16 protein-coding genes are annotated in these 20,010 nt (G+C 65.8%); 5 read left to right on the forward strand and 11 right to left on the reverse strand.

The annotated features are described in order from the left end of the window. Window positions 1-10 precede the first annotated feature (10 nt). The 4 genes from RT688_RS09065 to RT688_RS09080 all read right to left on the reverse strand — a co-directional run bounded on the left by RT688_RS09065 (window position 11) and on the right by RT688_RS09080 (window position 6,881). Window positions 11-1,693, reverse strand: coding sequence for a long-chain-fatty-acid--CoA ligase (locus RT688_RS09065; RefSeq protein ID WP_313704543.1), 1,683 nt, complete (start codon window positions 1,691-1,693; stop codon window positions 11-13). A gap of 107 nt (window positions 1,694-1,800) precedes the next feature. Beyond that, window positions 1,801-3,498, reverse strand: a complete 1,698-nt coding sequence (locus RT688_RS09070; RefSeq protein WP_313704544.1) for a long-chain-fatty-acid--CoA ligase — start codon at window positions 3,496-3,498, stop codon at window positions 1,801-1,803. Window positions 3,499-3,673: 175 nt separating this feature from the next. Next, the gene (locus tag RT688_RS09075) at window positions 3,674-4,726 is read right to left on the reverse strand and encodes an aminopeptidase (protein ID WP_313704545.1); all 1,053 of its coding nucleotides are present in this window, start codon (window positions 4,724-4,726) and stop codon (window positions 3,674-3,676) included. A 49-nt stretch (window positions 4,727-4,775) separates the two neighbouring features. Continuing rightward, window positions 4,776-6,881 (reverse strand): molybdopterin oxidoreductase family protein, encoded by a 2,106-nt coding sequence (locus RT688_RS09080; RefSeq protein ID WP_313704546.1) that lies wholly within the window; start codon window positions 6,879-6,881, stop codon window positions 4,776-4,778. 170 nt (window positions 6,882-7,051) lie between these two features. On the opposite strand from RT688_RS09080, the gene RT688_RS09085 reads away from it, so the two are divergent. Next, window positions 7,052-8,245: a M20 aminoacylase family protein gene (locus tag RT688_RS09085; protein WP_313704547.1), complete on the forward strand. Its 1,194-nt coding sequence runs from the start codon at window positions 7,052-7,054 to the stop codon at window positions 8,243-8,245. A 324-nt stretch (window positions 8,246-8,569) separates the two neighbouring features. On the opposite strand, the gene RT688_RS09090 is transcribed toward RT688_RS09085, so the two are convergent. Beyond that, the gene (locus RT688_RS09090) at window positions 8,570-9,523 is read right to left on the reverse strand and encodes an NAD(P)-dependent oxidoreductase (RefSeq protein ID WP_313704559.1); all 954 of its coding nucleotides are present in this window, start codon (window positions 9,521-9,523) and stop codon (window positions 8,570-8,572) included. A 53-nt stretch (window positions 9,524-9,576) separates the two neighbouring features. On the opposite strand from RT688_RS09090, the gene RT688_RS09095 reads away from it, so the two are divergent. Beyond that, complete coding sequence (locus RT688_RS09095) at window positions 9,577-10,134, forward strand: acyloxyacyl hydrolase (RefSeq protein WP_313704548.1); 558 nt, start codon at window positions 9,577-9,579, stop codon at window positions 10,132-10,134. A gap of 116 nt (window positions 10,135-10,250) precedes the next feature. Then, the gene (locus tag RT688_RS09100) at window positions 10,251-11,687 is read left to right on the forward strand and encodes a DHA2 family efflux MFS transporter permease subunit (protein WP_313704549.1); all 1,437 of its coding nucleotides are present in this window, start codon (window positions 10,251-10,253) and stop codon (window positions 11,685-11,687) included. 16 nt (window positions 11,688-11,703) lie between these two features. Here RT688_RS09100 and RT688_RS09105 read toward each other — a convergent pair whose 3' ends face one another. Further along, window positions 11,704-11,976 carry a hypothetical protein gene (locus tag RT688_RS09105; RefSeq protein ID WP_313704550.1) on the reverse strand — a complete coding sequence of 91 codons (273 nt, stop codon included), beginning with the start codon at window positions 11,974-11,976 and terminating at the stop codon, window positions 11,704-11,706. A gap of 178 nt (window positions 11,977-12,154) precedes the next feature. Here RT688_RS09105 and RT688_RS09110 point away from each other — a divergent pair, with 178 nt between their 5' ends. Together RT688_RS09110 and RT688_RS09115 are read left to right on the forward strand one after the other, a co-directional pair. After that, window positions 12,155-13,066: a DUF2157 domain-containing protein gene (locus RT688_RS09110; RefSeq protein WP_313704551.1), complete on the forward strand. Its 912-nt coding sequence runs from the start codon at window positions 12,155-12,157 to the stop codon at window positions 13,064-13,066. After that, a complete protein-coding gene (locus RT688_RS09115; protein WP_313704552.1) occupies window positions 13,063-14,679 on the forward strand; it encodes a GDYXXLXY domain-containing protein in 1,617 nt (538 codons plus the stop codon). The genes RT688_RS09110 and RT688_RS09115 overlap by 4 nt, the downstream gene beginning before the upstream one ends. A 45-nt stretch (window positions 14,680-14,724) precedes the next feature. Here the strand turns inward: RT688_RS09115 and RT688_RS09120 are convergent, their stop codons facing one another. The 5 genes from RT688_RS09120 to RT688_RS09140 form a co-directional block, all read right to left on the reverse strand. Then, the gene (locus RT688_RS09120) at window positions 14,725-15,237 is read right to left on the reverse strand and encodes a hypothetical protein (protein ID WP_313704553.1); all 513 of its coding nucleotides are present in this window, start codon (window positions 15,235-15,237) and stop codon (window positions 14,725-14,727) included. 47 nt (window positions 15,238-15,284) lie between these two features. After that, window positions 15,285-16,067: a phosphatase PAP2 family protein gene (locus RT688_RS09125; protein ID WP_313704554.1), complete on the reverse strand. Its 783-nt coding sequence runs from the start codon at window positions 16,065-16,067 to the stop codon at window positions 15,285-15,287. After that, window positions 16,067-17,707 carry a phosphoethanolamine--lipid A transferase gene (locus RT688_RS09130; RefSeq protein ID WP_313704555.1) on the reverse strand — a complete coding sequence of 547 codons (1,641 nt, stop codon included), beginning with the start codon at window positions 17,705-17,707 and terminating at the stop codon, window positions 16,067-16,069. Before RT688_RS09130 ends, RT688_RS09125 begins: the two co-directional genes overlap by 1 nt. Window positions 17,708-17,795: 88 nt before the next feature. Then, on the reverse strand, window positions 17,796-19,046 hold the full coding sequence (locus RT688_RS09135; RefSeq protein ID WP_313704556.1) for a HAMP domain-containing sensor histidine kinase: 1,251 nt from the start codon (window positions 19,044-19,046) through the stop codon (window positions 17,796-17,798). After that, window positions 19,033-19,722: a response regulator transcription factor gene (locus RT688_RS09140; RefSeq protein WP_313704557.1), complete on the reverse strand. Its 690-nt coding sequence runs from the start codon at window positions 19,720-19,722 to the stop codon at window positions 19,033-19,035. Before RT688_RS09140 ends, RT688_RS09135 begins: the two co-directional genes overlap by 14 nt. Between the last annotated feature and the right edge of the window lie 288 nt (window positions 19,723-20,010).

Consider the following 20,010-nt stretch of genomic DNA (forward strand, 5'->3'; position numbering starts at 1 on the left):
AGGCTAGGGCTTAAGCGGTCTGCTTCTCGTCGCGCAGTTCGCGGCGCAGGATCTTGCCGACGTTGGTCTTGGGCAGCGTGTCGCGGAACTCGATGTGGCGCGGGCGCTTGTAGCCGGTCAGTTCGTCCTTGCAGAAGTGCAGCAGGTCCTCGGCGGTCAGCTTCGGGTCCTTTTTCACCACGTAGAGTTTCACCGCTTCGCCCGAGTGCTTGTCCGGCACGCCGACGCAGGCCACTTCCAGCACGCCCGGGTGCGAGGCGACCACGTTCTCGACTTCGTTCGGGTAGACGTTGAAGCCCGAGACGATGATCATGTCCTTCTTGCGGTCGACGATGCGGGTGTAGCCCTTCTCGTCCATGATGCCGATGTCGCCGGTCTTCAGGAAGCCGTCGGCGGTCATCACCTTGGCCGTTTCGTCGTCGCGCTTCCAGTAGCCCGCCATCACCTGCGGGCCGCGCACGGCGATCTCGCCGGACTGGCCGAACGGGACCGGCTTGTTCGCCTCGTCGAGGATCAGCACCTCGGTCGACGGCAGCGGCAGGCCGATGGTGCCGGTGAAATCGCTGATGTCGCAGCGGTTGGCGGTGACCACCGGCGAGGTCTCGGACAGGCCGTAGCCCTCGACGATCGGGCAGCCGGTCATCTTGAGCCATTTGTCGGCCACCGCCTGCTGCACGGCCATGCCGCCGCCCGGGCAGACCAGGTAGGTGGAATGGTCGAGATTGGCGAAGGCCGATTGATTGACCAGGCCGTTGTACAGGGTGTTCACGGCCGGGAAGACGTTGATCTTGTACTTGCCCAGTTCCTTGATGAAGCCGTCCATGTCGCGCGGGTTCGGGATCAGGACGTTCATCGCGCCCAGGCGCATGCCGAGCAGGGCGCAGACCGTCAGCGCGTAGATGTGGTACAGCGGCAGCGCGCACATGAACTCGAGCTGGCGGCCGGCCGGCGCATTCGACAGCGAAGGACCGAACCAGGCTTCGTTCTGCAGCACGTTGGCCAGCACGTTCTTGTGCAGCAGCACGGCGCCTTTCGACACGCCCGTGGTGCCGCCGGTGTACTGCAGGAAGGCGATGTCGTCGTGGCCCAGCGTGACCGGCTTGAAGGTCGAACGCGCGCCTTCGGCCAGCATCTTCTTGAAACCGGTATGGCCGGGCAGCGACCAGGCCGGCACCATCTTCTTGACCTTGCGCACGACGAAGTTGACGATCGCGCCCTTCACGCCACCCAGCAGGTCGCCCATGGTGCCGACCACGACGTGTTTCACCTGGGTGTTGGCGATCACCTGCTCGACGGTGTGGGCGAAGTTCTCCAGCACCACCAGCACCTCGGCGCCCGCGTCGTTCAATTGGTGCTGCAGTTCGCGCGGCGTATAGAGGGGATTGACGTTGACGATGGTGTAGCCGCCACGCAGCGCTGCCGCCATCGCGACCGGGTATTGCAGGACGTTGGGCAGCATGATCGCCACGCGCGCGCCCGGCTGCAGGCCGCGGCTTTGCAGCCAGGCCGCCATCTGCTGCGACATGCGATCGAGGTCGCCGTAGGTGATGACCTTGTCCATGCAGGCGAAGGCCTTCTGGTCAGCGTACTTGCGGAAGGATTCTTCCAGCAAATGGGTCAGGGAGCGGTACTGCGTCGGGTCGATCTCCGCCGGCACGCCTGCCTGGTACGACTTGAGCCAAAACTTGTCCATCTGATGCCTCGCCTTCTTCAACTTTGTGTGTTCAATTAAACGCAAAGCCGCCCGGATCACGGGCGGCTTCGCCGGCCGAACTCGCGCCGTCCTGCGATCGTTCTACGTCAGGCGGCCTGCTTCTGCTTCTCTTGCTGCTCGTCGCGCAAGGCCCGCCGCAGGATCTTGCCGACGTTGGTCTTCGGCAGTTCGTCGCGGAATTCGATGTACTTCGGTTTCTTGTAGCCGGTGAACTGGGTCTTGCAGTAGTCCATCAGCGCCTGTTCGGTGAGATTCGGGTCCTTGCGCACCACGAACACCTTCACCGCTTCGCCGGAATGCTCGTCCGGCACACCCACCACGGCGCACTCGAGCACGCCGGGGTGGCCGGCGATCACGCCTTCCAGTTCGTTCGGGTAGACGTTAAAGCCCGACACCAGGATCATGTCCTTCTTGCGGTCGACGATCTTCACGTAGCCGCGCTCGTCCATGATGCCGACGTCGCCCGAGCGGAAGAAGCCGTCGGCGGTCATCACCTTGGCGGTCTCGTCCGGACGGTTCCAGTAGCCGGCCATCACCTGCGGGCCGCGGATGCCGATCTCGCCGGTCTGGCCGATCGGCAGCACGTTGCCGTCGTCGTCCAGGATCGCGATGTCGGTCGAGGGCACCGGCAGGCCGATGGTGCCGGTGAAGCCCTGCTCGTCGGCGCGGTTGCAGGTGGCCACCGGCGACGTTTCCGACAGGCCGTAGCCCTCAATGATACTCTTGCCGGTTGCTTGTTTCCACTTGTCATTAACCGCCTGTTGCACCGCCATGCCGCCGCCATTCGCGGTCTTCAGGCTGGAGAAATCGAGGCTGGCGAAATCCGGGTGGTTGACCAGCGCGTTGTACAGCGTGTTCACGGCCGGCAGCATGGTGATCTTGTACTTGGCCACTTCCTTGATGAAGCCCGGGATGTCGCGCGGGTTCGGGATCAGGATATTCAGGCCGCCGACGCGCATGCCCCACATGGCGCAGGCGGTCAGCGCGAAGATGTGGTACAGCGGCAGGGCGCAAACGATGGTCGGGAACTCGACCACGGGCGGCTGCGTCAGCGCCGGCTGGGCCCAGGCCTCGGTCTGCAGCACGTTGGCGATGATGTTGCGGTGGGTCAGCGTGGCGCCCTTCGAGACGCCGGTGGTGCCGCCGGTGTACTGCAGGAAGGCGATGTCGGAGGACGTCAGCTCGGGCGCCGTGAACGGCATCTTCGCGCCTTGCGCCAGCGCGTCCTTGAAGCGCACCATGTTCGGCAGCGCGAAGTCCGGCACCATCTTCTTGACGTTGCGCACCACGAAGTTGACCAGCATGCCCTTGGCGCCGCCGAGCAGTTCGCCCATGCTGGCGACCACGATGTGGCGCACCGGGGTGTTTTTCTGCACCTGCTCGAGGGTGTGTGCGAAGTTCTCGAGCACGATGATCGCTTCGCTGCCCGAGTCCTTCAGCTGGTGCTCGAGTTCGCGCGCGGTGTAGAGGGGATTGACGTTGACGACGGTGTAGCCGGCGCGCAGGACCGCGGCGATCGCGATCGGGTACTGCAGGACATTGGGCATCATCACCGCGACGCGCGCGCCCTTGGCCATGCCGCGGCTTTGCAGCCAGGCGGCCAGCTTCTTCGAGCAGGCGTCGAGTTCGGCGTAAGTCAGGAACTTGTCCATGCAGACGTATGCGTTGTTATTCGCGTACTTCTGGAAGGACTCTTCCAGCATGTGGACGAGCGATCGGTATTGATCCGGGTTGATTTCAGCCGGCACGCCAGCCGGGTACGACTTCAGCCAAATTTTGTCCATCAGATGCCCCTGTCTCCAATAGTATCGTTGTCATTCGATTCACATTGCCAAATAATATTTGCAAACCGAACGTGCGTGCTTATGCCTTTGCTATTGCCGCATATGATGCTATCGGGCAGCGCGCTTGCATGCAAGCGCTTTTGCCTTAATTGGAACAGGGACTCTACGCGCTGCCTTACGGCAGGGCGCTGGTGCTGCGCTGCACCATGATCGGCGCGTTCGGTACGCTGGCATCGAACACCTTCAGCGCGGCCGTGCGGTCCGGCTTGTCGAGCTTGGACAGCTTCGTGACCTGGCGATAAAAACGGCGGAAATCCTTCTCCTGGCGCAGCAGGCTGCGGAAGGCCGGCACGTAGTCGTTGTAGGTCGCGATCGAGGCCAGGTGGGCGTTCGACAGCGGCTCGGCGAAGAAGCGGTCGTAGCCGGCGTAGCCGCCCCAGTTGGCCTTCAGCACCTGGTATTCGTCCTTCAGCGCCAGGAACAATCTCGCCTTGGCGATGCGCTTGTCCTCGTCGCCGATGGGGGACGCATAGGTGCGCTCGAGCTCGCGGCGGTACTTCAGCAGCAGGTGCAGGAAATCCTTGCGGCGCGTGGAGTAACGCTCGTAGGCCTCGCGCATGGACGGGTTGCCATGTTCCTGCAGCCACATTTCGACGCCCGCCTCTTCCACCGCGCTAGCGAAGGATTCGTTGAAGCGCGAATCGCCCGGCACATAGACCACCTGGTGCGCCAGCTCGTGGAAGATCAGGCGCGCCAGCTCCGCGTCCGGGTAGTTGATGAAGGTCGAGATCAGGGGATCGCTGAACCAGCCCAGGGTCGAGTAGGCGCTCACGCCGCCGACCTCGACGTCGCGCCCTTGCGCCCGCAGTTCGCGCGCGTAGGACTGGGCGTCGTCCTTGTTGTAGTAGCCGCGGTAGTTCACGCAGCCGGCCACCGGGAAGCACCATTGCAGGGGTTTCAGCGACAGCTCGGGGGTGGCGACCACGTTCCACAGCACGTATTTGCGCTTCAGGTCGGCGTAGTTCTTGTAGCTGCCGTTGTCCGGCAGGCCCAGCTTCTGGACCGCGAACAGGCGGATCTGGCGCGCCATTTCCAGGCGGTGGCGCAGGGTGGTGTTGGTGCTGGGATCGGCCAACCAGTCGTCGATCGGCCTTGCGTCGGAGAGGAGTTCAAGCTGGCCTTGCGCCGCCTGGGTGTAGTAATTCAGAGTAGAACAACTGGCAAGCATTCCGGCGGCCGCGCCTGCGATCAGCGCGTGCCGGAAAAATCGGGGAAGTCTAGAGCGTCGTGTCATGTCCGGATCGGGGCGCGGCCTTTTCGACCTGCACCAGGGTGTCGTAGAAAGTGGGCGCCCTGCCCATGTCGGTCAGGCGCTGGCTGGTCACTTCGTTGGCGTTCTTGCCGTCGCTGGCCAGCTTCTTCCACCAGATCGACAAGCCCACCACGAGGCCCGGTCGCGCTTTCTCGGTCACGCGCGCCTTGGCAACAAAAGAGCCGCGGTCGTTGAAGATACGTGCCATGTCACCGTGGGCGATGCCGCGCGGGGCGGCGTCGTTCGGGTGGATGTCGAGGTGCGGCTCGCCCTCGGTTGCACGCAAGCTCTGTACATTGACAAAGGTTGAGTTGAGGAAGTTCCGTGCCGGCGGAGAAATCATCGCCAGCGGGTATTTTTTTGCAAGCGTCGGGTTCGACGCCACGGATTCGTACGGTGCGATATAAGTTGGCAGCGGGTCGAGGCCGTCCGCCGCCATCGTGCTCGAATAAAACTCGCATTTACCGGACGGGGTCGGGAAGCCGCCTGCGGCAAACGGCGCGTCCGGCATGTTCAGCTTTTGCCAGCCCTTCCGTTTCAGCGATTCCCAGTCGAAGTGGATCGCGCGCTCGTGGGTCTTGTCGAAGGCCTGGGCCGCCAGTTCCTCATCCGACTCCTGGAAGCAGGGGTCGGTAAAACCCATGTGCGCGGCCAGCAGGCGGAAAATCTCCGTGTTCGGCTTGGCTTCGCCCAGCGGCGCGATCGCCGCGTTGTTCGCCATCATGTACAAGTGGCCATAGGCCAGGTGGGCGTCGACGTGCTCGAGCTGGGTCGTGGCCGGCAGCAGGATGTCGGCGTAGTCCGCACTGTCGGTGCGGAAGTGTTCCAGCACCACCGTGAATAAATCTTCGCGCTCGAAGCCTTGTTGCACCTTGCGCGAGTCGGGCGCGATCGCCAGCGGATTCGCGTTGTACACGATCACGGCCTCCACTTTCGGGCCGAATTCGGGCGAGGCGTCCTTCAGCAAATCGTCGCCGATGGTGGTCATGTTGATGGTGCGCGGCTTGCGGCCGGCCAGCAGGTCCGGCCGCTGCAGGCCGGCGCGGTTGGCCGGGAAGGAGCCCGAGGTCGACAGCTGGATGCCGCCGGCCGGGTGGCGCCAGGCGCCGACCAGGGCCGGCAGGCAGCTCATGTTACGCACGGCCATGCCGCCGCCCCTGGCCCGCTGCACGCCGTAGTTGCAACGGATCGCGACCGGTTCGCCGCGCTTCGCGGTCTCGCCGTACAGGCGCGCCAGGTCGACGATTTCCTGGGCCGTGATGCCGCAGGTCTCGGCGGTGCGCTCGGGCGTCCATTCAAGCGCGCGTTGTTTCAGCTCTTCGAAACCCAGCGTGTGGTCGGCGATGTAGTCGTGGTCGAGCAGGTCTTCCTTGATGAGGACGTGCATCAGGCCCAGCGCCAGCGCGGCATCCGTGCCCGGCAACAGGGCGATGTGCTGGTGGCACTTCTCGGCCGTCAGCGAGCGGTAGGGATCGATCGCGATCAATTTTGCGCCGCGGCGCTTGGCTTCCTGGGCGCGCATCCAGAAGTGCAGGTTCGAGGCGATCGGGTTGCCGCCCCAGATGATGATGACTTTCGCGTCCTGGAACTGCTCCATGTCGGTGCCGATCGAGCCGCCGACCGTGTACTTGTAGCCGGTGAAGCCGGCGGTGGCGCAGATGGTGCGGTCGAGCAGCGAAGCGCCCAGCTTGTTGAAGAAGCGCATCGCCATCGCCTCGCCCTGCACCAGGCCCATGGTGCCGCAGTAGCTGTAGGGCAGGATGGCTTGCGGGTCGCGGGCGGCGATCGGCGTCAAACGCGCCGCGATTTCATCCAACGCTTCATCCCAAGTGATTTGCTCGAACTTGCCTTCCCCCTTCTTGCCGACGCGGCGCATCGGATGCAGCAGGCGGTCCGGCGAATAGGTGCGCTCGACGTAGCGCGACACCTTCGTGCACAGCACGCCCGCGGTGGTCGGATGCGCCGGGTCGCCGCGCACTTCGGTCGCCACGCCGTCCTCGACGGTGACGAGCAGGGCGCAGGTATCGGGGCAGTCGTGGGGGCAGGCGGCGCGGACTTGGGTGATGCTCATCTGAATCAGTTCCAGGAAAAAAACGTCGAGAAACCAATACTTTATCCGATTCCGGCTGGCTTCGTGGCGGACCGGCCCGCCGGCTTCCGGCCGGGCTGGATTTCACATGGTGACAAGGGCTACAATAGCCCGGACACTTGCATCGATTGCATGCTGCTAGGGAGAACAAGATGAGACTCGTAGAACCTATCCTCGCTTTCCAAACCGAACTGGAACAGATCCGGCGCGACATCCACGCCCATCCGGAGCTGTGCTACGAAGAGCAACGCACGTCCGACGTGGTCGCCGCGCGCCTGACGGAATGGGGCATCCCCGTCGTGCGCGGCCTCGGCGTGACCGGCGTGGTCGGCATCATCAAGAACGGCAGCTCGGAGCGCGCGATCGGCCTGCGCGCCGACATGGACGCGCTGCCCATGCAGGAGCTCAACACATTTGACCACGCGTCGCGCCACCCCGGCAAGATGCATGCATGCGGCCACGACGGCCATACGGCGATGCTGTTGGGCGCAGCCCACTATTTGTCGCGCCATCGCAACTTCGACGGCACCGTGTACCTGATTTTCCAGCCCGCCGAGGAAGGCGGCGCCGGCGCGCGCAAGATGATCGAGGACGGCCTGTTCGAGCAGTTTCCGATGGACGCCGTGTACGGCATGCACAACTGGCCGGGCCTGCCGGCGGGCAGCTTCGGCGTGATCCCGGGGCCGATGATGGCCTCCAGTAACGAGTTCCGCGTCGTCGTGAAGGGGAAGGGAGCGCACGCGGCCCAGCCCCACCGCGGCATCGACCCGGTGATGGTGGCGGTGCAGATCGCACAAAGCTGGCAGACGATCATCTCGCGCGAAAAGAATCCGCTGGAAACGGCGGTGCTGTCGATCACGCAAATCCACGCCGGCAGCGCCACCAACGTGATTCCGGACGAGGCGGTCCTGATCGGCACCGTGCGCACCTTCTCCACCGAGGTGCTCGATTTGATCGAACGGCGCATGGAAGAGATTGCGAATGGCGTCGCGGCCGGCTTCAACGCCAGTGTCGACTTCGGCTTCAAGCGCAATTATCCGCCGCTGGTCAACCACCCCGAGCAGACCGCGTTCGCGGTCGAGGCGATGCGCGCGGTGGTGGGCGACAAGAACGTCAACACCGCCGTCGAACCGACCATGGGCGCCGAGGACTTCGCCTTCATGCTGCAGGCCAAGCCGGGCTGCTACGTCTTCATCGGCAATGGCGACGGCGAGCACCGCGCCGGCGGCCATGGGCTCGGGCCTTGCCAGCTGCACAATGGCTCGTACGACTTCAACGACCAGCTGCTGCCGATCGGGGCCAGCTTCTGGGCGCGGCTGGTGGAGATGCGCTTGCCGGTGGCGTGAGGCGCCGCGCTGGTTTCTGTCGCTTCGCTGCATTTCAACCAGTGAAGCCTCGTGGGCTCGAGAGCCCACGCTACGAAAACGCGGCATTACATGCGGCCGATCATTCATCGGCTGCGCCGCATTTCGACCGGTGGACCGCGTGGACACAGGTGTCCACCCTACAACTGCTTTTCGTAGGGTGGGCACCTGTGCCCACGCGGTCGTACCTGTGCGCACCCTGAAATTTCCCTTATCTGCGCCAGCTGCGTACTGGGGTTCGCTTCGGCGCGGTTCAACCGGTGAGACTGCGTGGGCTCGAGAGCCCACCCTACGCAACCCCACTACTCACGGCAGGCGATCCTCCCCCTCCCCCAGCCTGATACCCGGATTGATCCGCTCCAGCGACAGCAGCGCCGCGGCGTGGTCCGCGCCGCCCAGCTCGGCCTCGATGGCCTCGTAGCTGCGGGTCGCCGCCGCGGTCAGGGGCAGCGCCAACCCGGCCTCGGCTGCGGCGGCGAGCACGTTGCGCAGGTCCTTCAATTGGCTCTTCACCTGGCCGCCGGGGACGAAATTACGGTCGAGCATGCGTTGTCCGTGCAGCTCGAGGATCCGGCTGCCCGCGAAGCCGCCGCGGATCGCCTCGCGCACCGCGGCCGGGTCGGCGCCGGCGGCCTGGGCCAGCAGCAGGGCTTCGGCCACGACGTTGATCGTCGCCCCGACGATCAGCTGGTTGCACAGCTTGGCCACCTGGCCGCTGCCGGCCGGGCCCACCAGGCGCGCGCTGCCCAGCACGGCGAACAGCGGCAGCGCCGTCTCGAAGTCGCGCAGGCTGCCGCCCGCCATGATCGCCAGCGTGCCGCCCTCGGCCCCCGGCACCCCGCCCGAGACCGGCGCGTCGAGAAAGCGCATGCCCTGCGCCTCCAGGCGCGCGTGGAAGTCCAGCGCCTCGTCGTGGCGGGTCGAGCTCATGTCGATCCAGAGCGCGCCAGGCGTCATCGCCGGCAACGCGGCGGCGATCGTTGCGCCGACCGCCGGCCCGGCTTCCAGCATCGAAACGACAATCGCGGCGCCTCGCACCGCCTCCTCCACCGAATCACAGACGAGCGCTCCATGCTCGGCAATCGTGCGCGCCTTGGCCGTGGTACGGTTCCATGCACGCAGCGGGAAACCGGCGTCAGCCAGGCGGGTGGCCATCGGGCGGCCCATCAGGCCGGTACCCAGGAATGCAATCGTTAAACGGCTCATGCGGCTCCTTGACAATTTTCCGAGGGGCTGGCGACGCTGTTTTGTTCGTGCCAGTACAATATTCGTCGTTCGCCAGCAGGGACTGGCGCCTATTCATGAAAGCAATTATGGTCTCTATCAAAAAAATCGGCAGCGCCCTCGCAGCAGTTGCCCTGATGAGCGCCGGCCAGGCATGTGCGGCCGACAACGGCTGGGTCGACTCCGTATCCTTCGAATACGGCACCGGCTCCAACGTGCGCATGGGCCGCCTGGCCCTGCAGTCGAACTGGGACAAGCAGTGGTTCGCCTCGAACGGCCGCCACCTGGGCGGCTACTGGGACCTGTCCGCCGCCTACTGGCGTGGCTCGGCCTACCGCAACGTGCATGGCGAGCACCAGAATATCGGCGTGATCGGCATCACCCCGGTGTTCCGCTACCAGCGCGACGACAAGCTCGGCTGGTACGTCGAGGGCGGCGTCGGCGCCAACCTGTTCTCGGAACTGTACAACAACTCCGACAACCAGCTGTCGACCGCCTTCCAGTTCGGCGACCACCTCGGCATTGGCTACGTCACCCACGACAAGTGGGATCTCGGCCTGAAGATCCAGCATTACTCGAACGCCAGCATCAAGAAGCCCAACAGCGGCGTGAACTTCCTGGTGGCCCAGGTGCGCTACCAGTTCTAAGCACGTCCAGCCCCCGGTCCCGTTCAGGAACGTCCGCTTGAAATCGGCGTTTCCTGATTTATGTGACAATCCGGGCAGGCGCATGCACCCGCTGCGCCGGACCGGATGAGGGCCGATTGGATAGTTCCACCGTCAAGAAATACCTGCCATGGCTGGTCGCCACTGCCCTGTTCATGGAGCAGCTCGACGCCACGGTCGTCAACACCGCCATTCCGAGCATCGCGGCCAGCCTCGGGGTCACGCCGCTGAGCCTGAAGTCGGTCGTCACCAGCTACATCCTCGGCCTGGCCGTCGGCATCCCCGTGAGCGGCTGGATGGCAGACCGCTTCGGCACCCGCCGCGTGTTCCTGACCGCAATCGGCATCTTCACGTCCTCGTCGGTCCTGTGCGGCCTGTCGGTGAATGCCGAGATGCTGACCGCCGCCCGCCTGTTGCAGGGCCTGGGCGGCGCGATGATGATGCCGGTCGGGCGCCTCGCGATCGTCCGCACCTTCCCGAAATCGGAACTGCTGGGGGCGATGAACTTCGTCATCATCCCCGCCCTCATCGGCCCGCTGCTGGGGCCGACCGTCGGCGGCCTGATGGTGCACTGGACCTCGTGGCGCGCCATCTTCTTCATCAACGTGCCTTTCGGGCTGATCGCGATGTTCCTGGTATACCGGCACATGCCGGACTACCACGGCGACGAACGCCGCCCGCTCGACGTGCTGGGCCTGATCCTGTTCAGCACCGGCACCGCGATCCTGTCCTGGCTGCTGGAGATCTTCGGCGAACACACGCTTAGCGGCATGACGATGGCCCTGCTGCTGGTGTTGTCGATCGCCCTGCTCGCCAGCTACGCCCTGCATGCCAGCCGCATCAAGTTCCCGCTGCTGCGCCTGACGCTGTTGAAAGTGCGCACCTTCCGCATTTCGGTGGTCGGCGGCTTCGTCACGCGCCTGGGCGTGGGCGGCCTGCCCTTCCTGCTGCCGCTGCTCTACCAGCTGGGCCTGGGCCTGCCGGCCTGGCAGTCGGGGCTATTGATGATGCCTTCGGCCGCCGCGGCGATGGGGATGAAACTGATCGCGCCCAAGGTGCTGGCGCGCTTCGGCTACCGCCAGGTGCTGGTGGCCAATACCTTGTGCATCGGGGTCACGATCTTCCTGTTCGGCCAGGTCGGACCGAACACGCCGCTGGCGGCGATCGTCTGCATCAGCCTGATGCAGGGCTTCTTCAATTCGCTGCAGTTCTCCAGCATGAACACCCTGGCCTATGCCGACATCGAGACCAGGGATACGAGCATGGCCAGCACCATCTCGAGCTCGTTCCAGCAGTTGTCGATGAGCTTTGGCCTGGCAGCCGGTTCCCTGGTGACCGCCTGGTTCCTCGGGCGCGTGCCGCAGACCAACCAGGTGCTGGTGACGGGCGCCCTGCACCATGCCTTCGATACGCTGGCCGTGCTGACCGTGGTGTCGGCCGTCATCTTCTGGCGCCTGCGCCGCGAGGACGGCGACAGCATCAGCCGCGGCCGGGAAAAGGCGGCCGAGGCCGAGCCGGTGGCCCAGCAAGCGTAGGCGCCCGGTCACGCATTCACTCCCTGCCGACCAGCGAGGCCAGCACGCGCTCGCGGTTGTTCATCACGAAATTCACGAACACCGGCTCCTTCACCGCCAGGCGCAGCAAGCCCGGCAGCAGCGGATAGCAGAACACCGCGACCTTGCGGACCGCTTCGTCGTTCTGCAGCGCGGCGCGCGCCGCCGTTTCGCCTCCGCCCAGCAAGGGCCGGATTGCCGTTTCATGCTTGCCGACGATGGTTTTCATCGGCCCCAGCAATTTGTCGCTCAATTCATTTGCGCTCTGCATCACTTCCTCCGTGGTGAAATCACCCTGCCATCATGGCCTTCCCGCGGCACCGGATAATGACGAGAAGCAACTTTTCGGAAGCACGGCTTTTGAAAGGAAGTTCATCAATGCATGAACAATATGTCACCATAGAATGGCAGGCGATCCTTGTCCACTCCCCGAGAAGAAGAATCCCATCATGCATACTCGTCTTGCCATCCTTGACCTGGCCGCACGCCACCGGCTCGATGCCGCGACGTTTGTCGCTCTGCGGCGCCTTGCCGGCCTCGACCGCCGGCCGGTCCTGTCCTTGCAACTGGTCCGGCGCGCGCTGGCGTATATCGCTGCGCTGCTCGGCGGACTGGGGCTGATCTTCTTTGTCGCCGCCAACTGGCATTCCCTTGGACGCGCCGGGCAGTTCGGCTTGCTCCAGGGATTCACGCTGCTGACCTGCCTGGGGGCTGCGCTGCTCCCCCGTGCCCGCGCACCGCTCAGCCTGCTGGGTTTGCTCGCGATCGGCGGGCTGTTCGCCTACTTCGGCCAGACCTACCAGACGGGGGCCGACGCCTGGCAGTTGTTTGCCTTGTGGACGGCCCTGGCGCTGCCGCTGGCGCTCGGCGCCCGTTCGGACGTGGTCTGGGCCGCCTGGGTGATCGTGGCCTCGGCCGCCATCGCGACCTGGAGCTGGTCGCTGGGTTACCGCCTCCATGGCGACCCCGTGACCGTACTGCTGGCCACCGCACTCGCCTGCCTGACGGGCAAGCCGCTGCAGCGCTTCACCGGCGCCGGCCTTGTCAGCTTCAACCTCGCCGTCCTCGTCGCCACGGCCTGGCTGGCGGCCTCGTCTTCCATCGTGTCCCTGCTGATCCTGCTGGCCGCCTGTGCCCTGCTGGCGCGACGCGCCTTGTTCGATGTCGTTGCGCTGAGCACGGTTGCACTGGGCCTGCTCTTTGTCGTGCTCAGCGAAGCGGCGAATACGCTGCTGTCCGGTTCCTGGGACATCGGCGCGGTATTCCTGCTTGCTCTGCTTGCCCTGGCGGCGCTGGCCGGCGCGGTGCGCGGCATCCTTTTCCTGAACAACAGCTACCGCCAACAGGGAGAAGCGCCATGAGCAAACGCATGGATGGCATTCTTCAGGAAGCAGTGACACAAGGCCTGATCTCGGGCGCCGTCGCGGCAGCGCAGGACAAGGAGCGTCCCTGGGCCGTGGTGGTCATGACGGCAATTGCCGCCTGGTTCGCCGCGATCCCCCTCGGCATACTCGTCGTGCTCGCGCTCCCGTCGGACTCGACGCAGAACCAGGGCGCCTTTGTCGCCGTGGGCGTCGTGGTGCTCGGCGCCGCCCTTGCCATGCTCTACCAGGGCGGTAAATCCCTGTTTGTCGAGCAGTTGGGCGTTGCCAGCCTGATTGTTGGTACGGCCCTCGTCGGTTTCGGCAGCTTCGACAGTAAAAGCGTCCAATCGAGCCTGGGCTTGATGGCGCTGCTGACAATGATATTGGCGGCAACGGTCCCGCAAGCCTGGCTGCGCGCACTGCTGGCCGCCAGTTTCGTCAGCCTGCTGACCCTGTCGGTGTCCTACCGTCAGGTTTACTCGGCAGCGGCGGGAGTGCCTGCCGAATATGTGCTGGATTTCATGGCGTTCGCCTGGATCGGTGGCCATGTCGTGCTGCGGCGAATCGAACACCAGCCTGGGAACGCCAGGATGGCCGGCGCGCTGGAATCCATCCTCACTGGCGCGGGCGCAATGACCGTCCTCCTGCTGGCCGCTTGTTCGGGTAAGACCTTCCTGTTCGGCGCGGGCCACCTGTCCAATGTGCTGCCTTTCCGGACCAGCGCTGCCGCCGGCGCCACGAGCGCGGCCCTCGTCTCCGTGGCATGCGCACTGCTGGCAGCCGCCTGGCTGATGCGCCAATGGCCGGCCTTGCGCAGCCCCTGGTTCGCGGCGGTGGCGGCAACGGCAGCCTGCCTGGGCTGGTTTTCGGTCACGCTCGGCGCGGTCCTGCTGGTGTGCGCGGTCTGCGCGGCGAACGGGCGCCGCAATCTCGCGCTGCTGGCCGCGGCCGCGGCCTTGTGGATCGTCGGCGCCTTTTATTACCAGTTGGCCTGGCCCCTGGGCGTGAAGGCAGCGCTGCTTGCAGCCTGCGGCGCCTTGCTGGGCGCCGTCGCCCGCTTCGCGATGCCGGCGGAAGCGCCGGCGCTGGCCCCGCATCCGCCCCCGCATCTGCCCCTGCATGTGCCCCCTGCACGCGAACGCTGGCGGCGCCTGGCAATCGGCGGCGCGGGTGCGGTGGTACTGGTCGTGGCGAATGTGGCCATTTGGGAAAAGGAGGCGTTGATCCGCGATGGCGCGCCGGTGTATGTCGAACTGGCGCCAGTCGACCCGCGCTCGCTGATGCAGGGCGACTACATGGCATTGAATTACGCGCTTCCTTCGACAGTCGATCTGTCGGCGGCGGATGGGACGACACTGGTCGCGCGGCGGGCGCCGAACGGCGTGGCGACGCTGCTGCGCGTCCACAAAGGAGAGACGCTGGCCGCGGACGAGATGCTGATCGAACTGGTGCGCAAGAATGGGCGCCTGATGATTGCCAGCGACGCCTGGTATTTCGCCGAAGGGGAAGCGGAGCGCTGGAGCCGCGCCAGGTATGGGGAATTCCGCATCGATGCCAAGGGCAAGGCGCTGCTGGTCGGCTTGCGCGGTCCGCGGCTGGAAGCGCTCTAGGCTGCTGTAACAGGGCCAGGCTGGCGCGGCCGGCGCAAGACCGGATCAGGCATCTTCGCCCAGGCAGGCCCCGGTACGGCCGCCCTCGAGCGGCACCGGCGTGCCGGGTTGGCCGACGTGGTAATACAGCGAGACGATCTTCCAGCCATCCTCGCCCAGGTGCAGCTGGATGCTGTTCACGCCGACGAAATCGGCTTTCGCCGCCTTCGGATCGGTGCGGCTTTCGACCACGCTGTAGACGGTGGCGAAACGATCATGCCGCTTCACGTCGCGCGCGACTTCGCATTCGTAAAAGCCGGTCGGACGCGCCTGGCGCAGCCGGTCAAGAAAATCGCTGCCCTTGTCGACCGACAGTGTCGGCGCATCGCCGCGGTAGCGTGCGCCGATCACGACGCTATCCGGGTGGAACAGCCGGCTTAGCGCGCCGGTGTCGGCCGCCACGCCCGGCGGATGGCTGAGGCCACGCCACAATGCCGCGGACGCCGCCTCGGGCGTGGCCGCCGCCCAGGCGCCGCTTGCCGCCAGTGCGGCACACGACAACAACACGATACGCTTCACGCTGCCTCCTCGGAAAAGCGCCGAGTATAGCAAGCCTGGCAATGCCTTCAGGCGGCTTCGTCGACGGTATCGCCTTCTTCGAGCAGCGGATGCAGCCGCCGCAGCGGTTGCCACTGCAGGACCAGCACGAGGGCCAGCACGATGGCGCAGGCGATCCAGGTCGACCACAGCGTATGGGTCAGGAAGTGGGCGCCGCGCAATTGCTGCATCCAGCCGACCGCGCCGCCGAAGGCCAGCGCCGCCGCCGCGACGCGCCCGGCCATGCGGGTACGCAGCGGCAGCCAGTAGACGCACAGGGACACCAGCCACAAGGCGCTCGACGCATGTCCCGCCGGCAGGCAGTGGCCGGGCGGCACGCCGAACGGCAGGGCGTCGAACAGGCGCAGGTAGGGCTCGGTGCCGCCATAGCGCGCGAGATCCCAGGGACAATGCGCGATGCTGGCCTGCTTCAGCGCGCTGATCACCAGCGGGACCAGCAGCGCCGACAGGGCGACCACGCGCAGGCGCAGGCGCGCCAAGGGGTCGCGCGAGTCGCGCATCCTGCGCGCGCGCCAGGCGTCAAGCAGGGCCGCCAGGACGACGCCGGCGGCGGCCGCGCTCAGCAGGCCTTTCAGGATCACATGGCTGAAGGTGTCGGTCAGCCAGGCGTGCCGCCAGGGAAAGGCGTGCACGCCCGGATCGTAGAGCGCATCGGCCAGCATCAGGTCGATGTCGGTGCAGCGGCCCAGCCAGAAGATGACGCCGGCAGCAGCGAGCAGCGCGGCGGCGACGCGCCAGGCCTGCCGCGCGCCGACCAGGACCGGCGCGGCCTGCGGTGGAAGCGCCCGCATCAGCTGCTCCGCATGCAGGAATGGAACAGGTCGAGCTTGGGATTGAGCACGGCGGTGTTCACGTCGAGCAGGCCCAGCACCGAATGGAACACGTTGTCATGCGACAGCGGCTGTGCGCGGCGCGCCATCAGGCAGTTGCGGTCGATACGGAAGCGCTCGCTGAAGTGGTCGGACATCCACAGCATCATTGGTACGTGGGTCTGCTCGGCCGGCGCGAACATGTAGGGCGCGCCGTGCAGGTAAAGATTGTTTTCGCCGAGCGACTCGCCGTGATCCGAGAAGTACAGCATCGCCGTATCGACGCCCTCGTCGGCCGCGGTGGCGCGCAGCAGGTCGATCGTCTTGCTGAGGAAATAATCGGTGTACAGGATCGTGTTGTCGTAGGCGGCAACGATGGAGTCCGGCGAACATTTCTCGAACTCGTTCGAATCGCACACCGGGCTGAAGCGGCCGAAGCCCTTCGGGTAACGCTTGGCATAGGCAGGACCGTGGCTGCCCTTCTGGTGCAGCACGATGACGAGGTCCTTGCTGCTGTTGCGGATCAATTCGGGCAAGCCCTCGAGCAGGCGCTCATCGTGGCATTCGCCGCCTTCGCAGAAGCGGCTGTTCGTTCCCGCCTTCGTCAGGTCCTCGTAGGCGACGCGGGCGCACACGCCCTTGCAGCCGGAGTTGTTATCGCGCCACAGGACGCTGAAGCCGGCATGCGACAGCACGTCGAGCAAGCCCTCCTGGCTGCTGGCCTTGGCCTCGGAATAATTCTCGCGTCCGAACGCCGAAAACACGCAGGGCACCGAGACGGCGGTCGCGGTGCCGCAGGACGAGACGTTGGAGAAATTGATCAGCCCTTCCTGGCGGGCCAGCAGCGGGTTGGTCTCGCGCCGGTAGCCGTTGAGCGAAAAATTCATGGCGCGCGCGGTCTCGCCGACCACGATCACGGTCACCGTGCGGCGCGTCTGCCCGTGCCAGGCGGCGCCCTTCATGGCGTCGCGCCCCAGCGGCGCCACCACGACCGGCGTGCTCCACTTGCTGCGCAGGTAGCTGTGCATGGCCTGGATGGTATTGGTCGGCGTCAGCAGCAGGCGCAGCTCGCGGTGCTCGCGCAAGGCCGGCGCCAGGCTTTTAAAGAAAATCATCAGGAGCAAGCCGGCCAGCAGCAGCGAGCCGCCGGCGATCCCCGCCCTGCCGAGCAGGCCGCGCACGCCTTGCGGGAAATTGACCCGGGCGCGAGCGATGAAGTACGACGGCAACAGCCCCAGGACGCTGACCGTCAGCACGAGGTTCCAGCTGAACAGTTCCGCCGCCTCGCCGACGTCGGTCTCGAACACGTTCTGGATCATCGCGCGGTCGATCACGATGCCGTAGGCGGCGATGAAGTAGCTCGCCGCCGAGGCGGTCAGCACGAGCAGGATCAGCACCGGCTTGGCGACATAGCGGAAACTCGCTAGCGTCAGGCAGGCGTTGAAGAACAGGACCACGATGAGGAAGGCGCCGATCAGCAGCGGCAGGCGCGCGAGCGACAGGCCGCCGGCGGCGGCAGTCAGGGTCGACCAGAATTTGATGTTGCCGGCCGTGGCAAGCAAGGTCGCGACCGCCAGGGTAAGGAGGGGTGCGCTGATGCGCCGTGCGAAGAACTTGTCCAAACTCGTATCCGTGAAAACCGGATGGCCGGGATCGGCCACCAGCGTTCAAGAATAGGAAACACGGCGTCAGGCGCTGATCAGCGCGGCGTTAAGATTGTGTGAAATCGCGCGCAAAAACGATGGTGAAGCGGCTGCCGCCGCCGGCGCGGTCCTCGTGCAGGAGCGTGGCGCCGAGGTACTCGCAGATGCGGTACACGAGCGACAAGCCGAGCCCGGTGCCGGCGGAACCGGTCGAGGGCACGCCGTTCGATGCGGCGCCCGGCTGGCGCAGCGTGGCGCGCACGGCCTGTGGCAAGCCCGGTCCGGTGTCCTCGACGATCACGCACCGCTTGCCCAGCGTGACGCCGACCTCGCCCTGTTCGGTGTACTGGCAGGCATTGCGCACCAGGTTGCCGATCGCCGCGGCGCACAGCTCGCTTGGCGCCTGCACGGCGAACGGCGGGCCGCCCTTGTAATGCAGCGCGACCGGCTTGTGCGCAACCAGGGCGCGGTAGCGCTCGGCCTCGCGCGCGGCGATCGCATCGACCTGGACCGGCGGCAGGCGGCCGAGCTCGGGCGCACGCGCGAGCAGCAGCAGGACCGTGACGCACTCGGCGGCCTCGTGCGCCGCGCGGTAGATGCGCTCGGCCGGCGCGCGCGTGGCCTCGCTGTCGGCATTCGTCATCAGGATCTCGGCCGCGCCCATGATGACGGTGAGCGGGCTGCGCAGCTCATGGCTGACGTCGCCCGTGAAAAAGCGTTCGCGGTCGAGGAAGGCGCGCAGTTCGGCGGTATGGGCCTGCAGTGCCCGCGCAAGGATGCCGAGTTCGTCGGCGCGTTCGGTCAGCGGCAGCGCCGTCTGGCCATGCGTGACGGCATCGGCCAGTTCGCTGATCGGATTGACGATGCGGCTGGCCAGGAAACGGCCCAGCAGCGCGGCGAGCAGGACGATGCCGAGGAGCGCCGCGGCGAACATCGAATACACGACCAGCTCGACCTTCTCGTAGTCGCTCTCGTGGTCGACCATGACGTAGGGCCCGGCCGCATCGGCGCCGGTCAGCACATGCAGCCCGACGCCGTCGACGTCGACCTCGGACACGCCCTGCGGCAGCTTGCGCAGCGACTGCGGAATGTCGCTGCCGCGATGAAAGCGCAGGCCGGCCGGCATCTCGGTGGGCAGGCCAGCGGCCTGGCGCGGCGACGCCCAGCGCGCCGCTTCGGCGAGCCGGTTGTCGACCAGGTGCACCTCGATGCCCTCGACCGCAATGGCCGCGACAACGGCGACGAACAGCGACAGTACGACGCCAAACGAGACTAGGGCGACGACGATGCGCCGGTGCAGGGATTCAGACGGCAGCATCGGGAAGCACGAGACGGTAACCGACGCCGGCGACGGTGCGCAGCATGGCGTGGTCGAAAGGTTTGTCGATGGCTTGGCGCAACGCGTGGATGTGGGTGCGCAGCGCGTCGCTGTCCGGCCGGTCCTCGCCCCAGAGCGCGTGTTCCAGGGTTTCGCGCGGCACGATGCGTGGCGCCGCCGTCATCAGGATGCGCAAGAGCGTATAGCCGGTCTTGGTCAATGCGATGCGCACGCCCTGGCGCGTCGCCTCCTGGGTGTCCGGATCGAATTCCAGGTCGCCGAAGCGCAGCTTGTGGCTGACGGCCTGCATGCCCTCGGAGCGCCGCACCAGGGCTTTCAGGCGGACGTCGAGTTCCACGAGCGAAAAAGGCTTCACCAGGTAATCGTCGGCGCCGCTGTCGAAGCCGGCCACCTTGTCGCTCAGGCTGTCGCGCGCGGTCAGCATCAGCACTGGCGTGCGGATAGCCAGCTCGCCGCGCAGCTTCTGGCACAGCTCGATGCCGTTCAGGCCGGGCAGGCCGATGTCGAGCACGATCACGTCGTAGTCGTTTTCCGAAGCCAGTGCCAGTCCTGCGTAACCGTTGCGGGCGGAATCGAGCACATGGCCTTTCGGCTCCAGGAAGCCATACAGGTTGGCGAGGATATCGGGGTGGTCTTCGACGATGAGGATGCGCATGGGCTTATTGTACGGCTTGCGTCCGCAGGCTGCCGAGCCGCCCCTCGTCCGCATCCCGAACTTCGTAGGGTGGGCTCTCGAGCCGACGCGGTCTTACCGGCCGAACATCCGCAGCATGAAGCCCAGTAGGGTGGGCGCGGCCGGCGTAGACACCTGTGTCCACGCGGTCTCGCCGGATGATCAGCCAGCGGCCCGAAGAGTATGGAGAACCGACGAAAACGGATAGCTTAAACGCAAAAAACCCCGGCGAGTATCGACTCGACGGGGTTTTTGCTTACTACTAATTAA

The sequence above is a fragment of the Massilia sp. genome (assembly GCF_032106685.1).
Taxonomy (GTDB): Bacteria; Pseudomonadota; Gammaproteobacteria; order Burkholderiales; family Burkholderiaceae_D; genus Telluria.